This is a genomic window from Microvirga lupini, assembly GCF_014191055.1.
Classification (GTDB): domain Bacteria; phylum Pseudomonadota; class Alphaproteobacteria; order Rhizobiales; family Beijerinckiaceae; genus Microvirga; species Microvirga lupini_A.
This window is the reverse complement of the sequence record NZ_JACHWB010000003.1, coordinates 282467-302016: the sequence shown is the minus strand read 5'-3', so window position 1 is coordinate 302016 and position 19550 is coordinate 282467. Positions and strand designations below refer to the sequence as shown.

Here is a 19550-nt window from a genome sequence, read left to right as displayed (position 1 = left end):
GGAGAGGAAGCTCATGAAAGTCGCAGAGATCATGACCCGCAACGTGCGCGTGGTGAGTCCGGACCGGACCATCCAGGAAGCGGCACGGCTCATGGATGAAATGAATGTCGGCGTCCTGCCCGTCTGCGATGGGCGGCGCCTGCGCGGCATGGTGACGGACCGCGACATCACCGTCCGGGCGACGGCGGCCGGCCTCCCGCCAGACACAACCCGCGTGCGGGACATCATGTCCGATAATGTGTGGTGGTGCTTCGACGACGATGACGTGAACCACATCGTCCAGCTGATGAGCGATCACCAGATCCGCCGCCTGCCGGTCGTCGACCACGATAAGCACTTGGTCGGCATCGTGGCGCTCGGCGACTTGGCGACCGATGTCGAGGGCGAGGCCACCCGCGCCCTGCACCGCATTTCCACGCCGTCCGAGCCCGACCGCTCCGGCACCCCCACGAGCGCCCGCGCCGACCAGACCCGCGGCGGCGGACAGGCTCGCCTGACGGCCGACGAGCGCCGTGAGTTGGAGCGGCGCATGAACGACGCCAGCCGGGATGACGATTTCCGGCACCGTCCCAACGATTATCACGATAACGGCAATCGCGGACACAGTGACAGCACCCGCAGACCGGGACGTGACCGGTTCCGCTTCCGCGAGGAGGACGACGTGCGTGCGGCCTTCGGCAGCTTCGGCTATCCAGGACAGGAAGGCGCTCGCGACTCCCGCATGCGCGGCGGCTTTGGAGGCGATGGTTATCAGAGCTACGGCGACGAATATGCTGGCCGCGGCTCCGCCGGGCGTGGCTACCATCCCAAACGCTATGGCGCCTCCACCATCACGGGCGAGCGCGCCCGCCCGGGCGACGACAGCAGCGAGGAAGATCGCCGCATGCAGGATCGCGAGCGGACCTGGAGCCTCGTGAACGAGCGACGCGATCACAGCAATTACGGCATGGGGCCCGGCAATACCCGCTTCGGCAACGATGCCACAGCGAGCCGCGGTGAGGTCCGCCGAGGCGAGCACCAAGGTCGAGGCCCGAAGGGATATCAGCGCTCAGATGAGCGTATCCGCGAGGATATCAACGAGCGCCTCACCGACGATCCCATGCTCGACGCCTCTGAGATCGAGGTGCAGGTCCAGAACCGCGAGGTCACCCTCACCGGCACGGTGCGCGACCGCAACGAGAGGCGCCGGGCCGAGGATGTCGCGGAATCCGTGTCCGGCGTGAGCCACGTGCAGAACAACCTGCGGGTCGGCCAGCGCCAGGGCATGCACGGCACCGGCACCGAGGCAGGCGATGCGGGCGCGGCGACCGGCAATCCCGGCAGCGGCACGACAGCCGGCACCGCATCAGGCGGGCGCACCACGGGACGGCAGCGGCAGACGAGTTGAAGTCCGTCCACCGTAACCTCTGCGGCCTCCTCAGGCTGAGGTTGAGTTTATAGAAATGAAAAAGGCGGCGCTTCCCTTCGGAAGCGCCGCCTTCATGAGTTCAGACTAGATTTAAGCAACCGTCCGCTCGATCACGTGATGGCCGTCGAGCGTAGCATGGCCTTCCGGCTCGGACACTGCTTTCGCCACTCGCTTGAGGTCTGGCGTGACCGCCTCGGCTGCGAGCGCCTTCAGCGCCTCGTCCAGGGTCATGGTCTTCTGCTCGGGGCTGCCCAGGCGGCGTATGGAAACCGTCCGTTCGGCGGCCTCCTTACGGCCCACCACGAGAAGCACCGGCACCTTCACGAGCGAGTGCTCACGGACCTTGTAGTTGATCTTCTCGTTGCGCAGATCGGCCTCGACGCGAAGACCGGCGGCCTCGGCGGCCCGCACCACATCCATGGCGTATTCATCGCCCTCGGATGTGATGGTGGCAACCACCGCCTGCACCGGCGCGAGCCAGAGTGGGAAGTGACCGGCGAAGTGCTCGATCAGGATGCCGGTGAATCGCTCCATGGAGCCGCAGATCGCGCGATGGACCATGACGGGCGTCTTCTTCTGGCCGTCCGCATCGACATAGAACGCGCCGAACCTCTCCGGCAGGTTGAAGTCCACCTGCGTGGTGCCGCACTGCCAGTCGCGGCCGATGGCGTCGCGCAGCACGTACTCGAACTTCGGCCCGTAGAACGCACCCTCGCCCGGGTTGATCGCGGTCTTGATGCGACCGCCCGACTGATCCTCGATCTGCTTCAGGACGCGGGTCATCACGTCTTCCGCATGATCCCACATCTCGTCCGTTCCGACGCGCTTCTCAGGGCGTGTCGAGAGCTTCACCACGATCTCGTCGAAGCCGAAATCGGCATAGGTCGAGAGGATCAGGTCGTTGATCTTCAGGCACTCGGCGGCGAGCTGATCTTCCGTGCAGAAGATATGCGCGTCGTCCTGTGTGAAGCCACGCACGCGCATGAGACCATGCAGTGCGCCCGACGGCTCGTAGCGGTGCACATTGCCGAACTCGGCGAGGCGCAGCGGCAGATCGCGATAGGACTTCAGGCCGTGCTTGAAGATCTGCACGTGGCCAGGGCAGTTCATGGGCTTGAGCGCAAACAGCCGTTGATCCGCCTCCGGGTCGTTCGGCCGCAGGAAGGCCGAGGCCGACTTCACGGCAAACATGTTGTCCGAGTACCAGCCCCAGTGGCCGGAGGTCTCCCACAGGGCCTTGTCCAGAATCTGCGGTGCGTTGACCTCCTGATAGGTGCCCTTCAGGCGGCGGCGCATGTAGGAGATCAGCTCCTGGAACACGGTCCAGCCCTTCGGGTGCCAGAAGACGACGCCCGGCCCCTCCTCCTGGAAGTGGAACAGGTCCATCTCGCGGCCCAGGCGGCGATGGTCGCGCTTCTCGGCCTCCTCGAGCTGGCGGATGTAGTTGTCGAGCTCTTCCTGTGAGGCCCACGCGGTCGCGTAGATGCGGGTGAGCATCGCGTTGTTCGAGTCGCCACGCCAATAGGCGCCCGCCACCTTCATGAGCTTGAAGGCGTTGCCGATCTTGCCCGTTGAAGACATATGCGGGCCGCGGCAGAGATCGAACCACTCGCCCTGGGAGTAGATCTTGAGATCCTGGCCTTCCGGAATCGCGTCGATGAGCTCGATCTTGTAGGCCTCACCCTTCTCCTTAAAGACCTGCTTGGCCTTCTCGCGGCTCCAGACCTCCTTGGTGAAAGGCTTATCGCGCGCGATGATCTCGCGCATCTTCGCCTCGATGGCCGGGAAATCCTCCGGGGTGAAGGGCTCGTTGCGCGCGAAGTCGTAATAGAAGCCGTTCTCGATCACCGGGCCGATGGTGACCTGCGTCCCGGGAAACAACTCCTGCACGGCTTCTGCGAGCACGTGCGCGGCATCGTGCCGGATCAGCTCCAGCGCGCGCGGGTCTTCGCGGTTCAAAAATTCGATCTTGGCATCCTGGGTGATCGGATCGGCGAGATCGACGACCGTGCCGTCGAGGGCCATGGCGACGGTGCGCTTCGCGAGCGACTTGGCAATGCCTTCCACGATCTCGCGGCCGGTGATGCCGGATTCGTACTGACGCTGGGCGCCATCGGGAAATGTCAGGGTAATCATGTCAAATTGTCTCCTGGCTCACTCCTGCCAACGGAGCAGGTAAGCGGGGGCCGACGGTTTGTGGAACGAAGGGCGAAATCAGCCGCCGTCAGGTTCGACTGTCTCGCAGGTGATCGCAGAAGCGTTGTCCGGCGCGTTCACGCCCCGCCAGCGACCATAGGCCCACGGCTTATACCAGGAGGCAGTCCCGGGCAACGTTTCGGGCACCAAATCGATACCCGAGGTGCCAAAGGGTCCGCAGCGGCAGATCCGCGCGAAGCCCATCCAGCCTCCGGACCAGAACCCGTGCCGCTGGATCGCCTCATCGGTGTATTCGGAGCAGGACGGCAGATGGCGGCACTGGCGGCCGATGAGACCGGACAGGCTCAGCTGGTAGCCGCGAATGGCCCAATGGGCCACCTTCTGGACCGGGCTTGGCATCTTATCCTGCGCTCTGGGCCCGCCGCGCTTCGATCTGGTCGAGGGCATCCACGACGGCATCGAAAGTGAGCAGGATGGAAGCATGGCGGGCTTTGTAGTCCCTCAGGGGCTCCAAAACCTTCAGGTCCTGCCACTTGCCCCCGGGCGCCTCGCCGCCCTCCTTGAGCAGGTGTGTTGCCTTCCGGCGAAGATCGCGGAGCTCCTCGACGGTCGAGCCGATCACATGCCGTCCCATGATCGAGGATGACGCTTGGCCGAGGGCACAGGCCTTCACGTCATGAGCAAAGGCCGTCACCACGCCCTTGTCGAGCTTGACGTCGACCGTCACGGTCGACCCGCAAAGCTTGGACCGGGCGGTCGCAGATGCGTCTGCATCGGACAGGCGACCGAGATGCGGGATATCGGCCGCGAGTTCGAGAATACGGCGGCTGTAAATCTCGTTCAGCATGTGAGCCTGTGACATTACGTTTGGGAATATACCCTTTAACTCTGCATGGGTATCTAATACACAAAATGGGTATCGAACCCATATTGTGGTAGCTGATCTCTGGAACAGGCCTTTGACCGGTGGCGTGCGGAGATAAGGCTGAATGTTTTTGGAAGCTGCGCTGCTTCCTGAGTTGAAGAGTAGTGAAAGGGGCCCTGCGTGAGTGATGTCGTTAAGTCCTTGTCCGTGCGCCTGAATCCAGCCGCCGATAAGCCTATTGCGGCTCCGACCCGGGAAGAGGCCGAGGCGGCCGTTCGCACCTTGCTTCGCTGGGCCGGAGACGATCCGACGCGCGAAGGGCTTCAGGATACGCCCAAGCGCGTGGCTAAGGCTTTCCGGGAATTCTATTCGGGTTACGCAGAGAATCCCTCCGAAATCCTCGACAAGGTCTTCAGCGAGGTCGAGGGCTACGACGACATCGTGCTCGTGCGCGACATTCCCTTCTACTCCCATTGCGAGCACCATATGGTGCCGTTCTTCGGGGTGGCGCATGTGGCCTATTACCCCACAAAAGGCGTGGTCGGCCTCTCCAAGCTCGCCCGCCTCGTGGACGCCTATGCGCGCCGCCTGCAGACGCAAGAGACCATGACGGCCCAGATCGCCTCGGCCATGGTCAAGGCACTCGAGCCGCGCGGCGTGGCGGTGATGATCGAGGCCGAGCACATGTGCATGTCCATGCGCGGCATCCAGAAGGCCGGCGCTCTGACCTTGACGACCCAGTTCACAGGTGTCTTCAAGGAAGACCCCGCCGAGCAGGTGCGCTTCCTCACCCTGGTGCGCAACGGCCGGGGCTGAGGCCCTTCGCATGACCGTAGCCAATCTGTTTCCATCTCCCGGTTCCAAGGCCGAGCTTGAGGAGGGCAGCGTCCTGTCTCCCCGCTTCGGGGCGGACGGGCTGGTCACCTGCATCACCACGGATGCCGCAACGGGCGAAATCCTCATGGTGGCGCACATGAACGCGGAAGCTCTGGCCAAGACCCTTGCCACCGGCGAGGCCTGGTACTGGTCCCGCTCCCGCGGTGAGCTCTGGCACAAGGGTGCGACCAGCGGGCAGATCCAGACGGTCCTGGAAATGCGGGTCGATTGCGATCAGGACGCCCTTCTCCTCAAGGTGAAGGTCGCGGGCGACGGTGGCTGCTGCCACACGGGGCGCCGCTCCTGCTTCTATCGCAAGGTTGAACTCTCCAACGGCGAGCCCCGCCTCGTGATCGACTGAGCAGCCCAGCCGAAATGCAGGGCTGCCGTCTGCCGGGCAGCGGGTGCGCATTCCGTAGAACCGCGCTAGGAAGGCCCCATGACACGACGTGACCTTCTCCTCGCGCGGGTGGCAGCGAGCACCATCTTCTTCGGCAACGGCTTCGGAATCGGCACTTGGGCGGCGCAGCTCCCAAGATTCAAGGTGTCGCTTGGCCTCTCCGACGGAGAGCTAAGCCTTGGGCTCCTGGCCTTCTCCCTCGGGGCCGTCGCGCTGATGCCGGTCATCGGCTGGGCCGTCGCCGTGGTCGGCAGCCGGACCATGTCCCTCATCGCCGCCTTCTCCTTTGCGGCCGCTCTGCTCCTGCCGGGCCTCGCGCCGAGCCTTCCGCTCTTCGTCGCCGCCTCCCTCGTGGCCGGGGCCTGCAACGGCACCATGGACATCGCCATGAATACCAATGCCACCGTGGTCGAGCGGGCCTGGGGCTCGGCGATCATGTCGTCCTTCCATGCCTTCTTCAGCCTCGGCGGGCTGGCCGGCGCCGCTCTGTCCGGCCTCCTCATCGCGGCCGACATCGGAATCGTCCCGACGCTCCTGATCTCCTGCTCCGGGATGGGGCTGCTCTTCCTCGGGACCGGCTTCTGGACCATGAGCGAGACAGAGAGGGCCTCGGAAGGCCACGGCTTCGCCTGGCCGCGCGGCCCAGTCATTCTCCTCGCGGTGCTTGCCATGTTCTGCTTCATCGTCGAGGGCGCCGTCGTCGACTGGTCGGCGATCTATCTTCAGACCGTGGCCGGTGCGAGCCTGGAGGCTGCCGTCTCGGGCTTTGCCGCCTTCTCGCTCACCATGACCATCTGCCGGTTCATGGGCGATTATGTCGTACGGCATCTCGGCCGGGTGCGTACCCTCCAGGTCGGCGGCCTGCTTTCGGCCCTGGGCCTTGCTTTGGCGATGATCCTGCCCTCACCCCTGTCCGCTTCCATCGGGTTCGCCCTGGTGGGCATTGGATTGGCCAATACGGTGCCGGTTCTGTTCAGCACGGCCGGCCAGATGAAGGGCATTCCGCCCAGCATGGGTGTCGCGATGGTGGCAACGCTGGGCTATGGCGGATTGCTGATGGGGCCGCCCCTGATCGGCTTCGGCGGGGAAATGTTCGGCTTGCGTGCGATGCTCGTCCTGCTGATCGCCTTCACGTTCGTCATCATCATTATGTCGCAGCGGGCTCTTCAGCGCTCCACTGTTCAGTTTTCCTGAACCAGTCCTACTTCAAACTTGAGGGCATGTTCACGCGGGCTTCACACGAAGCTGGCATCCTGAACGAAGTGCCTTGGAGTCGATCAATGTTGTGGGACGGGATTGCCCGGCGCAGCGCCGGTTCGGGGGGCGGTGGCGGAGTGACGGAGATCAAGGCGCCTGCCGAACGCGATGTTCGCGGAAAGACCCGGATCGGCCTGGCGCTCGGCGGAGGCGCAGCAAGGGGCTGGTCCCATATCGGCGTCCTGCGGGTTCTCGAGGAAGCCGGCATCGTGCCGGACGTGATCGCCGGGTGCTCGATCGGCGCCGTCGTGGGCGGCTGCTATGCGGCCGGCAAGCTCGACGAACTGGAGGCCTTCGCCCTCTCCCTGACCAAGCGGCGCGTCATGGGCCTCCTCGACTTCCATTTCAGCGGCGCGGGCCTCATCGCCGGTGGGCGCCTGCAAAGTCTTCTCGACCGGGACCTCACGGACCGTCGGGTCGAAACGCTGCCGGTCAAGTTCTGCACCATCGCGACCGAACTGGTGAGCGGCCACGAAATCTGGCTGACGCGCGGCCCTCTCGTTCAAGCCATGCGCGCGTCCTATGCCCTGCCCGGCGTCTTCGACCCGGTGCTGATCGGTGGGCGCTGGCTCATGGACGGAGCCCTGGTCAACCCCATCCCGATTACGGCCGCCCGCGCCCTGGGAGCCGACATTGTCATCTGCGTGAACCTCAACGGCGAGGTGCGCGTGCGCGGCACGGTCATCCAATCCTACGATGCCGGGACGAGCGACGAGCAAGAGATCGAGGAGGTGATCGAGGAAGCGCCACGGCGCTGGGGCATCTTTCCCGGCACCAAGGGAGAGAAGCTGCGCAAGCCCAACGCACCGGGCATGGCCACCGTGATGGTGGACGCCTTCAACATCACCCAGGACCGCATCGCCCGCTCGCGCCTCGCCGGCGACCCGCCGGACATCATGGTTGCACCGAAACTCGCCAAGATGGGTCTGTTTGAGTTCCACCGGGCTCAGGAATGCATCACCCTGGGTCGGCAGGCCACGGAGCGCGCCCTGCCGGATATTCTCGAGTTGCTGCAGGAGTCGCAGCCGCGTTAGCTTAAGCAGTGGCGATATATTCCTTGATCGCCTCAGCCTCGGCCTCAACCTCTTCGAGGCGCTCCTTCACCACGTCTCCGATGGAGACGATGCCCACGAGGCGTCCGCCCTCGACCACGGGAACGTGCCGGAATTTCTGCTGGGTCATCAATTCCATCACGTGGGGGATCGGAGTTTCCCCCGTGCAGGTCAGGACCTTTTCCGTCATGAAACGCGACACGGGCTCGTCCAGAGCCTTGGCGCCATGACTGGCGACCGCCCGCACGATGTCCCGTTCGGAAATAATGCCTGCGACTGGCTTCTGGCCATCCACGATGAGAAGGGCGCCTATCCTGCGCTCGGCAAGAACTCTCGCCGCCTCACTCAAAGTGCGGCTCGGTTCGATGGTCGCGACCTCGCGGCCCTTGAGCGAAAGAATGCGATTGACGATCATTGATTCCCTCCCGTTACGCGAACGGCGAAGGACCGTCAGCCCTCGCATCCGCTAAAGCATCGGACCCAAAAGTGGATTTTGCACTTTTGGGATTGATCCGATGCTTCCTCCATCAATGAGAGCATCGTTCGAGCGGAAAACCGTGTCCACCCTTCGCTAGCGCGGCCTGCTGGGTCCGCACGATGCTCTCGGCTGATGTTGGGTCCGCCACCCACGACTTTGGGTGCGAACCCTACGTCAGCTATCGAATGATCAGCGCAAACGGCATCAGTTTCAAGCCGAGATGCGCTTGGCCCGTGCGGGGAGCGGGTCGATCAGGGGAAACAGGATGAGGCCTGCGAGAAAGCCGCCGAGGTGAGCCTCCCAGGCGATGCTTGCATCCGTCATTCCCAAAGGCTCGACAAAAGCAAACACGTAATTGGCCGCAAACCAGATCCCGAGGAAGATCAAAACCTGCCGGTTGCGGACCATATGCCCGAGGGTCTCACGGGGCCGCTCATGCGGCTGGGTCAGGCGTCCTTCCCAGTGCCACGAGGCCGGGGCGAACATGAACCAGGACGCTGCCGCCATGAGGCCCGAGACGGCGCCCGAGGCCCCGATCATCGGCAGGACCTGGAGAGGGTTCATGACCGCGTAGAGAACCGCTCCGGCGATCGCGGAGGCTCCCGACAGGATGAAGAACCGGCCAGCGCCGCACCGGCGGACGATTGGAGTCCCGAAGGCTGCCAGCCAGACGCTGTTGATCAGCACATGCGCCCAGGACCCATGGAGGAAGGCGTAGGACAATGCCGTCCAGGGCCGCCCCTCCCCGCTCTGAAGAACGTACTGCGCCAAAGCCATCAGCGGCGTCACGGTGTCTTCCGGCACGCCTTCGCGCAGGGACCGCATGACGTCCTCCACCTGGACGCTTCCGAAGGCTGTCGACCAGCGGGCCGGAATGACCGACCAATCGATGATCAGCATGAAATCCGATTCGTCGGGGAGGAGCAGCCGCGCGGCATGAATGCCGATCAAGGCCAAGAGGCAGAGACTGATGACGGCAGGGAGGTTGAGGATCGGCTCACGAGCGCGGGACGGGTGTGGGGGCATCGATAACTTTTGTATGAGGCGGCTGCCGTGGATAGCGGCGAAGCCGGAATGGGAAGCGGGTGAGATCAGACCTCTATCTGGCTTCTCGTTCGAGAAAAACCAACAACTTAGCAGCAGCCAAGCTTAACGGAGAGGAAATCTATTCCAGCTGCCTTATGACCGTTAAGAATTTTTATTAACCATAACGGAACCGGTTGAGCCGCGACGCGTTAACTCACCTTTTACTTTCTGCTTGAGCCCGAAATGCAACCATGTCAGTTTGGTTAAAAGAACGTTAACCGGCTGGTGGGGCATGCGGCAGGATTATTTCAAGAACGGCCTTTTCTGTGGCGTAAATGAGAAGTCGGTGCTTTCCGGCAAATTCATTAAAACAGTTCTTTTCGGATTCGCCCTCCTGTTTTCCGGTGCTGCCGCTCAGGCTCAGACGCTCGCGTCCCTGCCCATCAACAGCGCGCCGATCTCAAGCGTCGGCACGGCTAAACCGCTTCTCGGCTGGTCCCAGTTCTGCGATAAGTTCCGGTCAGAATGCACGGTCGACACGGCGGAGGCCGACAAGATCGAGCTGACTCCGCAGGCATGGAAGACCATTGTGTCGGTCAATCAGCGCGTGAACTCGAGCATCAAGGCCGTGACGGACACCGATCATTTCGGTGTCGTGGACACCTGGGGCTTCCCGGATGATGGCAAGGGTGACTGTGAGGACTTCCAGCTTCTGAAGCGCCGTCTTCTCGTGGAGGCCGGTCTGCCCCGCCGCGCCATGCGCATGACGGTGGTGATCGACGAGATCGGAGAGGGCCACGCGGTGCTGATGGTTCGCACCAACCGGGGCGACTTCGTCCTCGACAACAAGACCTCCTCGGTCCTCCCCTGGCACCGCACCGGCTATGTCTACATCAAGCGCGAAAGCCAGGACACAATTGGCTGGGTTTCCCTCGGCGGCATCGTCTCCTCGCCGACCACCACCGCGAACCGCTAAAAATTCCAAAGCCGGCGTCCTCAAGCACCGGCTTTTGCATTCCACGACCGATGTCAAAAGACTTCAGGCGGATCAGTCGATCCGCCTCATTTTTTGGGCGAAGCGCTGCCAGTTCTCCACGTAGTTCCTCGCGGACCAGCGGAGCCGCTCGATAGCCTCGGCATCGAGCAGCCGGATCGCCTTGGCCGGAGCGCCGACGATCAGGGAATTGTCAGGAAACTCCTTGCCCTCAGTCACGAGCGCGTTGGCACCTACCAGGCAGTTGGCCCCGATACGCACATGGTTGAGTACGGTGGCCCCCATGCCGATCAGGGAGTTCTCGCCAATAGTGCAGCCGTGGAGGATGGCCTTGTGGCCAATGGTGCATCCTGCACCGATGCTCAAGGGCGCTCCCATATCCGTGTGCAGCAGCGCGCCTTCCTGAATGTTCGTGGCCTCGCCGACATCGATGAGCTCATTGTCGCCGCGCAGCACGGCTCCGAACCAGATGCCCACATCCCGCCCCAGCCGAACCTTGCCGATCACATGAGCGTCCGGAGCAATCCAGAAGCGGCCGGGTTCGGGAAGGATCGGGGCCGTATTGTCGAGACTGTAGATCGGCATGGATGGTCCAGAACGAAAGGCAGCAGAGCCTTGGGGAAGGCCTGCTGCGAAAAGCCTCTAGTCCTCAAGATCCGTATCGAGGATTGCCATGGTGAAATTGAAGGAACGGTCCCCATCCTCATCGTCGACGAAGAGAACGCCGACGAATTCCTCACCAATGTAAACTTCCGCCGAATCGGTCTTCTTCGGCCGCCCGACGACGCGGATCGAGTGGTTCGCAAAGGTCTGGCGCAGGTAGCGCTCGACTTTAGCCATCTCGGTTTTGTCCACTACAGGTCCTTTCTTACTGTCACGGTTGCTGCACTTGCCATGCCCGGCAAACGCGAGCAAGCGGCGTTAGGTCCCTGATGGATCCCGTCCTCAGATTCCGTCGGTGTCGGAGAAGCAATGATCCATGGACCGGGCCGGCTCTTCGCAACCGGCCGTGCCGATGACCTTGGCGGGAACACCGGCCACCGTGGCATTATGGGGCACAGGCTTGAGAACGACAGAGCCTGCGGCGATTCTGGCGCAGTGGCCGACCTCGATATTGCCGAGGATCTTGGCGCCGGCGCCGATGAGGACGCCATGGCGGATCTTGGGATGCCGGTCGCCCCGCTCCTTGCCGGTTCCGCCCAGTGTCACATCCTGGAGCATGGAGACATTGTCCTCAATGACCGCGGTGGCGCCGACTACCAGCCCGGTCGCGTGGTCGAGGAAGATGCCACGGCCAATGCGAGCCGCGGGGTGAATGTCGGTCTGGAACGCCTCGGACGAGCGGCTCTGGAGATAGAGGGCGAAATCCTGCCGCCCCCTCTTCCACAGCCAATGGGCCAGCCGGTGAGTCTGTATGGCGTGAAACCCCTTGAAGTAAAGCACGGGCTCGATTGCACGGGACACCACGGGATCGCGGTCAAGCACGGCGCTGATGTCCGCCCGCATGGCTGCCCCGATGCTGCTGTCGTTCTCAATGGCCTCGAGGAAGATCTGCTCGATGATGTCGGACGGCACCGCGGCATGGCCAAGGCGGGATGCGACCCGATGGATCACCGCAGCCTCCAGGCTCGGCTGGTGCAGGATGGAGCTGAGAACGAAGCCTGCGATCGCCGGTTCCGCCTGGACGATGGCCTCGGCCTCGGAGCGCAGACGATCCCAAATCGGATCGACCTTTCCGGCCACCGCATCGGGGGCTCCGGGCTTCAGGCGCGTCTGTGTCATGCTAGTCTCCTGCCGGCTATGCTGGCCCATCCTGCGGAAAACCAGATCTGGTTTTCCGCAGGATGGGCTATTGCTTCAATCATAAATAAGAAGCCGGGGCCCTTACCACAGATCCAAACGAGCCATGATCTACTCTTTTTCGCCTGCGACATCCAAGCTTGCCGTTTCCCTCAGCGGCAGCATTGCAACCGTGGCCATCGACAATGTTGCCAAACACAATGCCGTGGACCTGGAGATGTGGAAGGCTTTCCCGGCACTCATGGAGGCTCTCGACCGGGACCCGGATGTCCGGGTCATCGTCCTGAGAGGTGTGGGGCAAGCCTCCTTTGCCTCCGGAGCGGACATTGCCGAATTCGCGACGGTACGGGCCGATGCGGAGGGCGGGCGGCTTTATGAGGCCGCCAATGAAGCGGCCTTCTGGGCCGTCTCCCATTGCTCCAAGCCCGTCATCGCCATGATTCGCGGCTTCTGCCTCGGCGGCGGCTTCGGCCTTGCCCTCTCCTGCGACCTGCGGGTTGCCTCTGAGAGTGCCATCTTCGGCATTCCGGCAGCGCGTCTCGGGGTCGGCTACCCTCCGGGGGCCATGAAGCTCGTAACCGCTGCCGTCGGCGCCCCTGCGGCGAAAGACCTGTTCTTCACCGCACGGCGGATCGGCGCCCAGGAGGCGCAGCGTCTCGGAGTCGTGCAGAGGCTGGTTCCCGACGGCGAGCTGGAACAGGTCACACAGGCGCTCACGGAGAGCATTGCGGAGAATGCGCCCCTGACGATCAAGGCCGCCAAGGTGGCCATCGATGAAGCGGTTGGCGTTGGGCATCCCGATGCCGACCCGGTCGCCCTCGCAGATCAATGCTTCGACAGCGCCGATGCAGCGGAGGGGCGCGACGCCTTTCTCCAGAAGCGCCCTCCGGCCTTCAGCGGCCGCTAGGCTTAAGCGTTCCGGCGATAGACGAAGTAGCGGCCTTCGGGCACGTTCGCCCGGGACGAAATGTCGGTACAGGACGGCATCTCGAAAGCCCGATCCGCGATCAGGAGCCCTCCGGGCTGAAGCAGGGAATCGAGCAGCGGTGACAGTCGCAGGGCAAGCTGGCGGTTCGCCACCTCGTCGCCCGTGCCGATATCCGTATGGATCAATGCAGCGGAGCCCTGCCCCATCCGCTCGATGAAACTCGGCAGGGTCTCGAAGATGTCGCCGACGATCAGGTAGCCTTCAGGCGGATAGCAATCCGGATGGGCCGCCGGGGAGCGCTCGAAGGCGTAGATCTCCCGGTCGGGCAACCGGGTCCGCAGGTGATCGTAGGTGCGGCCATTGCCGAGGCCGAGTTCGAGGATGAGTCCGGTCGGACCGATCTCCTGAGCGGCCCAATTCAGGAGGTCGCGCTGGGCGGTCAGCCGTCGGATCACAGAATCAAGTCGGGTCATTCGATGCTCCTGACGGCAGAGATATGGGGAAGACTCTTTAAAGCAAAGGCATGCGCGTCACGGGCGTTGCGCCAGGAAGTCGAGCACGCCCTGCTTGTGTACTTTGTCGCCCACGGCGAGATTGTGGTCGCGCCCCGGAATATCGAGCGCCTTCGCGTTCGGGATCAGCCTGGCGAGTTCCGGCCCCGAGCCCGATACGTCGTCCCTGGTGCCGACCGAGACCAGGGTCGGCAGCGTGATGGAGGCGACTTCGTCTTCGGTCAGCACCTGCCGCGACCCACGAATGCAGGCGGCCAGCGCCTTGAGGTCGCTGCCCGTCTGCTCGGCAAAGGCCCGGAACATGCGCTGCATCGGATCGGTGAGATCATCGAGGGAGCGCACCTCCATTGCATCCGCGATGCCGAGCGGCAGTCCAACGCCCTCGACGAGATGGATGCCCAAGCCGCCGAGCAGCATGGAGCGCATCCGCTCCGGGGTGGTGAGCGCCATGTGGGCGGTGATCCGCGCGCCCATCGAATAGCCCATCACGTCAGCGCGTTCGATGCCGAGATGGTCGAGCAGCCGGCAGCCGTCCTCTGCCATGCGATAGGAATTGTAGGCCTCGGGATCGTAGAGCTTCTCGCTCTGCCCGTGGCCACGGTTGTCGAAGGCGACGACCCGGTATCCGGCCCGCGTCAGCGTCTTCACCCAAAGCGTGTTGACCCAGTTGACGGCGTGGTTCGAGGCGAAGCCGTGGATCAGCAGGATCGGATCGCCCTGACCCTCATGGGGCGGCACGTCGATATAGGCGATGCTCACGCCGTTGGAATTGAAATAGCGCATGGAACCGGTGGCGTTGGAGGGAACCAGGGGTAGAGTTCTACCTAACACCTCGGGCGCGGGATGCAATCGGTGGAAATTTGCTCTAGGCGCATGGCCGATCGGCCATTATGGTGCGCGCCAATTTCATCGCTTCAGAGCAACGGCAATGGCTGACAAAGGCACTCCCCACTTCCACAACGATCCGGGCGTTCCCGTCATTCACGTGGGCTCGAAGGAGTTCATGTGCATCGGAGCGACGCCGCCCTTCGATCATCCCCATATCTTCATCGACATGGGCTATGACACCGAGACGGTCTGCTCCTACTGCTCGACCCTGTTCAAGTATGATCCTTCGCTGAAGGTCGATGAGGCCCGCCCGGCTGAATGCGTCTGGGAGCCCGATTTCGCGACCTCCGCCTCCTCGCGGTAAGTGCAAAATCTCTCGATCGCAGTCGTCGGCGCCGGCATCGGCGGCCTGACGGCGACTTTGGCCTTGGCCCGGCAGGGCCATGCGGTAACGCTCATCGAGCGCCGGACCGGGTTCAGCGAGGTCGGGGCCGGCCTCCAGCTCTCGCCCAATGCCAGCCGCGTCCTCATCAAACTTGGTCTCGGGCCGGCGCTACGCCGCGTGGCGACGGAGCCGAAGCGCGTGGTGGTGCGCGCCATCCGTTCGGGCAAGCCCATTGGCGAAGTGGCGCTCGGCGCCTTCATGCGCGAGCGGTTCGAGGCGCCCTACTGGGTCGTGCACCGGGCCGATCTCCAGACGATCCTGCTCGATGCCGTCCGCTCCGAACCGTCGATCCGCCTTGTGATGGGGCGAACGGTGGAGAGCGCCGAGAGCAGCGCCTCGCAAGCCTCCCTCACGTGGGTTTCCGCCAGCGGTGCGCAAGAGACCGTCACGGCCGACATGATCGTCGGCGCCGATGGGGTCTGGTCCAAGGTCAGGCAGCAGCTTGTCGACAGGACACCGCCTACCTACCGCGGCTATGTCGCCTGGCGGGCTACGCTCGAGCGCAGCGCCGCCCCGGTCGAACTCGCAGGTGACGAGACCGGCCTCTGGCTCGGGTCTCAGGGCCATGTGGTGCATTACCCGATTGCGGGCGGCAGATTGGTCAATGTCGTGGCGATCGAGAGAAATCCTGCTCCCGTCGAGGGCTGGGCCGCGCCCGGCCACCGGGAGGACCTCATCGCCCGCTATGCCTCGGCTGCTCCTGCTCTGCGCGATCTTCTCTATCAACCTCAGGAATGGCTGCGCTGGTCGCTCTTCGACCACCCGGTCGAACGCCTCGCCAAGGGCCGGATTGCCCTCCTCGGCGATGCCGCTCACCCGGTCCTGCCGTTCCTGGCCCAGGGAGCCGCGATGGCAATCGAGGAGGCGGCGACCCTTGCCTCCCTGCTGCGCGATACGCCCACCGGCATCCCGCAGATCCTCTCAATCTACGAGAGAGAACGCTTTGGAAGGGCAACCCGGGTCCAGAAGGAGGCGCGCACCAACGGGCGCATCTACCATGCGGGCCCGCTGGTGGCCTTCGGGCGCGACCGGGTCATGCGCCATCTTGGGCCCGAGGGCATGACGAAGCGCTACGACTGGCTCTACGGCTTCCGCACGCCGGATTGAGCAAGGCTCCGCGGCGCATGGTTGGGCTTGCGCTCAAGCCCGCGGCCCGATAACCCTCTTCTCCGAAGCGGACGTGGCGAAACCGGTAGACGCAAGGGACTTAAAATCCCTCGGGCTATGCCCGTGCGGGTTCGACCCCCGCCGTCCGCACCATTCCATAACCTAACATCGCAGACATCACCTGGAGAGGCGCAGCTTCCGGGAGGCAGCCTTGCGGCCTGACCTCTATGAGCCGGCTGCGACAACCAAAACGTTTGATTTCAAAGCTTTCTACGGAACGGCAAAGCCATCGGCAAAGTTGATGATCAAGGAGCCATGAAGGGCCCGGGGCAACCCGGCCCGCTGTAGGAGTCTGCTTATGCCCACCGTGATTGCCATCGAGGCCAAGCCTGTTGAATTTGAAGGGATCGATACCGGGTTTCTTCACCTTTATCTCGTCAAGACCGTCACGGATGAACAGGGTCGTGTGATCTCGGAAAAGGTGATCCGGGGCACGGCAGGATCGAATGGTGATCTTGAGACGCTGGCCGATGCGAACCTGGCGACATCCCCCGACAGGAGAGGCTCGGACACTCCGGAGGAGAGACATCGCGAAGTTCTCGATCTCGGGACGAGGAACGCCAATGATGTCTGGAAGATCATGGTGCAGCATGCCAACAACATCGAGGCCGCGGACCTGGATTACAGTATCGACATTATCCGCGAAGCTCCCGGAGGAGACCTGAACAGCAACTCCGTTGTCGCATCGGTTCTCCACTCGGCCGGTCTCGACCTGACGAAAAGCTTCCCGGACGGCGTGAGCCGGTCCGACGCGCCTCTCTATGGGCAGCTCCAATACATGTACGTGGATGACATCCTCTATGGCACGGGAAACAACGACCGGATTATGGGTGGTATCGGCAATGACAGGCTCTATGGTCGCAATGGAAATGACCGACTCTCCGGTGAGGATGGGAATGACCGCATCAATGCTGGCAACGGCAATGACACTCTTTTTGGTGGTGACAAAAGCGATTACGTCGGGGGGGCGACTGGTCACGACGCTCTGTATGGCGGCACCGGTCATGACCTCCTCTTCGGCAGTTCAGGCAAGGACAGGCTTTCTGGAGGCTCCGGCAATGATCGCCTCTATGGAGGCTCCGAGCAGGACAACCTGATCGGCGGCTCAGGACAGGATGCCTTCGTCTTCTATACTGCCCCTAACGGAACGACGGATGTCGACGTCGTACGTGATTTCTCGGTCGCGGATGACACGATCTGGCTTCAGAACAGTGTGTTCAAGGAAGTCGGATCCGCCGGCCGCCTGAAATCGGCATTGTTCCGCACAGGCGATGAAGCCCGCGATTCGACAGATCGCATCATCTATGATCGGGACGATGGTTTCCTGTACTACGATGCCGATGGCACCGGCGCCATCGAGCAGGTCGCCTTCGCGAAGCTCTCGGTCGGGCTGAGGATCACATCGCTGGACTTTCAGATTATCTGACCAGGATTTCATATGAGCCGGGGCGAATACCGGCGTCACTGTTCCAAACGCTCGGTGTGCATGCAGGCACATCGAGCGATCTTGTTGTTGGATAGTGTCGAGAGCGCCTCTTCAACGTCCATTGGAGATAAACAATGCGCTCCGGTTCCCTCCTGCTTCGCTCAGCCGGCGTAGTGGCTATCCTCATGATCATGTCGGTCGGGACCGATGCTCTGGCTCAGAGCCATCCGCTAACCTTGAGAATGTCGTGCGCTCAGGCACAGAACCTTGTCGCCTCGCAAAGAGCCGTGGTCCTCAATACAGGCCCCCTCACCTACGACCGCTATGTTGGATCGTATGGATTCTGCATGGCCGGAGAAACCCTGGATCCGGCATGGGTTCCAACGGCCGATACAGCTCAATGCCCGATCGGGTACCGCTGCACGCCGCGCTCCACGCCCTCACGGAATTAGACATCCTCACGTCACAGGAATACTTGTGCCTGCCGAGGAAGGCTTGCGATCTTAGCGGCTGTGCCAAGCCCGGAAGGCCAGAAGGGGGGTCAGGATCGGCCAGCCGAACCCGGCGATCAGAATGTGGTCGAGGCCGATCCCCTCTTCGTCATTGATCATGGTCGAGGCTGCAAGGAGCAGGATCACGCCACCCAGATAGATCATCATAACTTCACGCATCTCACAGCCCCCGGCAACCCATGAAGCTGAGCTTTGCCGCAGGATGTGGATCAAGCCAATGCGACCGGCCGTCGCCTGCTCTCCCTAAAGAGCGGCAATAGATGGTCAAAAAGCGCGGGATAGCGACCTCAAACCAAGCGGAAGTCCATCAAGGAATTAAAAGGTCCAATTGCATCTGAAACCTAAGCCGCGGATCAAGGAGCGGATCTCATCAGGCAGTTTATGGGGAGTCTCGAAAGAACAGACCTTCAAAGAAGAGGACCACTGACCCATACCGGCTCAGTGGCCCTCAATGTTGATTGGCCCGGACCTTCAGCGCCTGCGACGGTTGCGTGGATGCGAATGGCCTGTCGAGGCCGCTTCCTTCGGAATGAGGCTGTAGATCAGAAACCCTGCCAGAACGCCCGCTCCAAGCAGAACGAAGGGATAGGATTTGGCGGTCTGAACGACGCCGGAGGCTGTCTCACGCACCACATAGAGCGGCGCCGAGTCATGAATCAGGCGCTCTGCCCGCCTGACATTCTCCTGTCGGGTGTGAATTTCCAGGTCATAGCCCTCATCGTCATCATGGCGGTGAAGCTCTATGCTGTTACGGGCGAACCCAGCCGAGACCAGGCGCTGGACCGCTTGGTTGGCCTCACTGCGGGATGAGAAAGACCCAGTGGCAATAGACGTATTCGGCATCAGTCAATCCTCTTCGAACTGCTGACGCCAATTCCCGGAAAGCGCCTAGGTTCCACGCGGGCACGTCACACGGATGCGGAAAGGCACCGACCCGGACGCTCTTAGTTTCGCCGATAGGACTGAGCTGCTCTCTCCGCCTCCATCAGAACCTCGAGGGCTCTCCAGGGTTTGGGCATGAAGCGTACGTCCCGAGGAACATCATCAGCCTTGTCATCCAAGGGCCTGCCGGAGGTCAGCACCGTGCGGACCCAAGGCCACTTGAGCCGCACGGTTCGCACGAGGTCCAACCCATCCATCAGGCACGGGAGCCGAAGATCGGCAAAGAGGAAAGCGACTTCTTCGGAATGGTGGTTCAAGTAATCCAGCGCCTCTTCCGCGCTGGATGTTTCGACGACCTTGAGATCGGTTTCCTCGAGAAGAGCCGCCGCTAAGCCCCTGACCTCAAAATCGTCCTCGACGATCAAGGCCACGCGATAAGGCGCTATTCTCTGTCCCATAAGTCGTCTCCTCTTGCGGTTTGCATGCTTTGGAGCCTTTCGACCACGGATCAACAATCCTCAGGCTCTCTGCTTGATG

23 protein-coding genes and 1 tRNA gene are annotated in these 19550 nt (G+C 62.7%); 11 read left to right on the top strand and 13 right to left on the bottom strand.

All coding sequences use genetic code 11. From position 1 onward, the window contains the following. The first annotated feature begins 13 nt into the window (after positions 1 to 13). Complete coding sequence (locus tag FHR70_RS24035) at positions 14 to 1387, top strand: CBS domain-containing protein (protein WP_246408142.1); 1374 nt, start codon at positions 14 to 16, stop codon at positions 1385 to 1387. Between the two features lie 111 nt (positions 1388 to 1498). On the opposite strand, the gene thrS is transcribed toward FHR70_RS24035, so the two are convergent. From thrS to FHR70_RS12975, 3 genes are all read right to left on the bottom strand, one after another. Then, positions 1499 to 3544 (bottom strand): threonine--tRNA ligase, encoded by a 2046-nt coding sequence (gene thrS, locus FHR70_RS12985; protein WP_183450783.1) that lies wholly within the window; start codon positions 3542 to 3544, stop codon positions 1499 to 1501. A gap of 78 nt (positions 3545 to 3622) precedes the next feature. Next, complete coding sequence (gene yidD, locus FHR70_RS12980; protein WP_183450781.1) at positions 3623 to 3964, bottom strand: membrane protein insertion efficiency factor YidD; 342 nt, start codon at positions 3962 to 3964, stop codon at positions 3623 to 3625. 1 nt (position 3965) lies between these two features. Then, on the bottom strand, positions 3966 to 4412 hold the full coding sequence (locus FHR70_RS12975) for an iron-sulfur cluster assembly scaffold protein (protein WP_183450779.1): 447 nt from the start codon (positions 4410 to 4412) through the stop codon (positions 3966 to 3968). 198 nt (positions 4413 to 4610) lie between these two features. Here FHR70_RS12975 and folE point away from each other — a divergent pair, with 198 nt between their 5' ends. The 4 genes from folE to FHR70_RS12955 all read left to right on the top strand — a co-directional run bounded on the left by folE (position 4611) and on the right by FHR70_RS12955 (position 7997). Further along, complete coding sequence (gene folE, locus FHR70_RS12970) at positions 4611 to 5246, top strand: GTP cyclohydrolase I FolE (protein WP_183450777.1); 636 nt, start codon at positions 4611 to 4613, stop codon at positions 5244 to 5246. 10 nt (positions 5247 to 5256) lie between these two features. Continuing rightward, positions 5257 to 5667, top strand: a complete 411-nt coding sequence (gene hisI, locus FHR70_RS12965; RefSeq protein ID WP_183450775.1) for a phosphoribosyl-AMP cyclohydrolase — start codon at positions 5257 to 5259, stop codon at positions 5665 to 5667. A gap of 78 nt (positions 5668 to 5745) precedes the next feature. Next, positions 5746 to 6900: an MFS transporter gene (locus FHR70_RS12960; protein ID WP_183450773.1), complete on the top strand. Its 1155-nt coding sequence runs from the start codon at positions 5746 to 5748 to the stop codon at positions 6898 to 6900. Positions 6901 to 6986: 86 nt separating this feature from the next. After that, entirely contained in the window at positions 6987 to 7997 is a 1011-nt protein-coding gene (locus tag FHR70_RS12955) for a patatin-like phospholipase family protein (protein WP_183450771.1), read from the top strand. Position 7998: 1 nt separating this feature from the next. Here FHR70_RS12955 and FHR70_RS12950 read toward each other — a convergent pair whose 3' ends face one another. Together FHR70_RS12950 and FHR70_RS12945 are read right to left on the bottom strand one after the other, a co-directional pair. Beyond that, a complete protein-coding gene (locus tag FHR70_RS12950) occupies positions 7999 to 8430 on the bottom strand; it encodes a CBS domain-containing protein (protein WP_183450769.1) in 432 nt (143 codons plus the stop codon). 273 nt (positions 8431 to 8703) lie between these two features. Then, positions 8704 to 9519 (bottom strand): rhomboid family intramembrane serine protease, encoded by an 816-nt coding sequence (locus FHR70_RS12945; RefSeq protein ID WP_183450767.1) that lies wholly within the window; start codon positions 9517 to 9519, stop codon positions 8704 to 8706. Between the two features lie 292 nt (positions 9520 to 9811). Here FHR70_RS12945 and FHR70_RS12940 point away from each other — a divergent pair, with 292 nt between their 5' ends. Then, entirely contained in the window at positions 9812 to 10495 is a 684-nt protein-coding gene (locus tag FHR70_RS12940; protein WP_183450765.1) for a transglutaminase-like cysteine peptidase, read from the top strand. A gap of 72 nt (positions 10496 to 10567) precedes the next feature. Here FHR70_RS12940 and FHR70_RS12935 read toward each other — a convergent pair whose 3' ends face one another. The 3 genes from FHR70_RS12935 to cysE form a co-directional block, all read right to left on the bottom strand. Then, positions 10568 to 11098, bottom strand: coding sequence for a gamma carbonic anhydrase family protein (locus FHR70_RS12935; RefSeq protein WP_183450763.1), 531 nt, complete (start codon positions 11096 to 11098; stop codon positions 10568 to 10570). Between the two features lie 57 nt (positions 11099 to 11155). Further along, positions 11156 to 11368, bottom strand: coding sequence for a DUF3126 family protein (locus tag FHR70_RS12930; RefSeq protein ID WP_027315475.1), 213 nt, complete (start codon positions 11366 to 11368; stop codon positions 11156 to 11158). A 90-nt stretch (positions 11369 to 11458) separates the two neighbouring features. Next, a complete protein-coding gene (cysE, locus tag FHR70_RS12925) occupies positions 11459 to 12295 on the bottom strand; it encodes a serine O-acetyltransferase (RefSeq protein WP_183450761.1) in 837 nt (278 codons plus the stop codon). A gap of 124 nt (positions 12296 to 12419) precedes the next feature. Here cysE and FHR70_RS12920 point away from each other — a divergent pair, with 124 nt between their 5' ends. Beyond that, positions 12420 to 13220, top strand: a complete 801-nt coding sequence (locus FHR70_RS12920; protein WP_183450759.1) for an enoyl-CoA hydratase — start codon at positions 12420 to 12422, stop codon at positions 13218 to 13220. 2 nt (positions 13221 to 13222) lie between these two features. On the opposite strand, the gene FHR70_RS12915 is transcribed toward FHR70_RS12920, so the two are convergent. Both FHR70_RS12915 and FHR70_RS12910 read right to left on the bottom strand, forming a co-directional pair. Beyond that, entirely contained in the window at positions 13223 to 13714 is a 492-nt protein-coding gene (locus tag FHR70_RS12915) for a class I SAM-dependent methyltransferase (RefSeq protein WP_183450757.1), read from the bottom strand. 57 nt (positions 13715 to 13771) lie between these two features. Further along, the gene (locus FHR70_RS12910; RefSeq protein ID WP_183450755.1) at positions 13772 to 14536 is read right to left on the bottom strand and encodes an alpha/beta fold hydrolase; all 765 of its coding nucleotides are present in this window, start codon (positions 14534 to 14536) and stop codon (positions 13772 to 13774) included. Between the two features lie 145 nt (positions 14537 to 14681). On the opposite strand from FHR70_RS12910, the gene FHR70_RS12905 reads away from it, so the two are divergent. The 4 genes from FHR70_RS12905 to FHR70_RS12890 all read left to right on the top strand — a co-directional run bounded on the left by FHR70_RS12905 (position 14682) and on the right by FHR70_RS12890 (position 17619). Then, on the top strand, positions 14682 to 14945 hold the full coding sequence (locus tag FHR70_RS12905) for a zinc-finger domain-containing protein (protein ID WP_183450753.1): 264 nt from the start codon (positions 14682 to 14684) through the stop codon (positions 14943 to 14945). Beyond that, on the top strand, positions 14946 to 16133 hold the full coding sequence (locus FHR70_RS12900) for an FAD-dependent monooxygenase (RefSeq protein WP_183450751.1): 1188 nt from the start codon (positions 14946 to 14948) through the stop codon (positions 16131 to 16133). Between the two features lie 67 nt (positions 16134 to 16200). Further along, positions 16201 to 16286: transfer RNA gene (locus FHR70_RS12895), tRNA-Leu, on the top strand. Between the two features lie 205 nt (positions 16287 to 16491). Then, on the top strand, positions 16492 to 17619 hold the full coding sequence (locus FHR70_RS12890; protein WP_183450749.1) for a calcium-binding protein: 1128 nt from the start codon (positions 16492 to 16494) through the stop codon (positions 17617 to 17619). A gap of 503 nt (positions 17620 to 18122) precedes the next feature. Here FHR70_RS12890 and FHR70_RS12885 read toward each other — a convergent pair. The 3 genes from FHR70_RS12885 to FHR70_RS12875 form a co-directional block, all read right to left on the bottom strand. Next, positions 18123 to 18290, bottom strand: coding sequence for a hypothetical protein (locus tag FHR70_RS12885; RefSeq protein ID WP_183450746.1), 168 nt, complete (start codon positions 18288 to 18290; stop codon positions 18123 to 18125). Positions 18291 to 18602: 312 nt separating this feature from the next. After that, on the bottom strand, positions 18603 to 18974 hold the full coding sequence (locus tag FHR70_RS12880) for a hypothetical protein (protein ID WP_183450744.1): 372 nt from the start codon (positions 18972 to 18974) through the stop codon (positions 18603 to 18605). Positions 18975 to 19075: 101 nt separating this feature from the next. After that, complete coding sequence (locus tag FHR70_RS12875) at positions 19076 to 19471, bottom strand: response regulator (RefSeq protein WP_183450742.1); 396 nt, start codon at positions 19469 to 19471, stop codon at positions 19076 to 19078. Between the last annotated feature and the right edge of the window lie 79 nt (positions 19472 to 19550).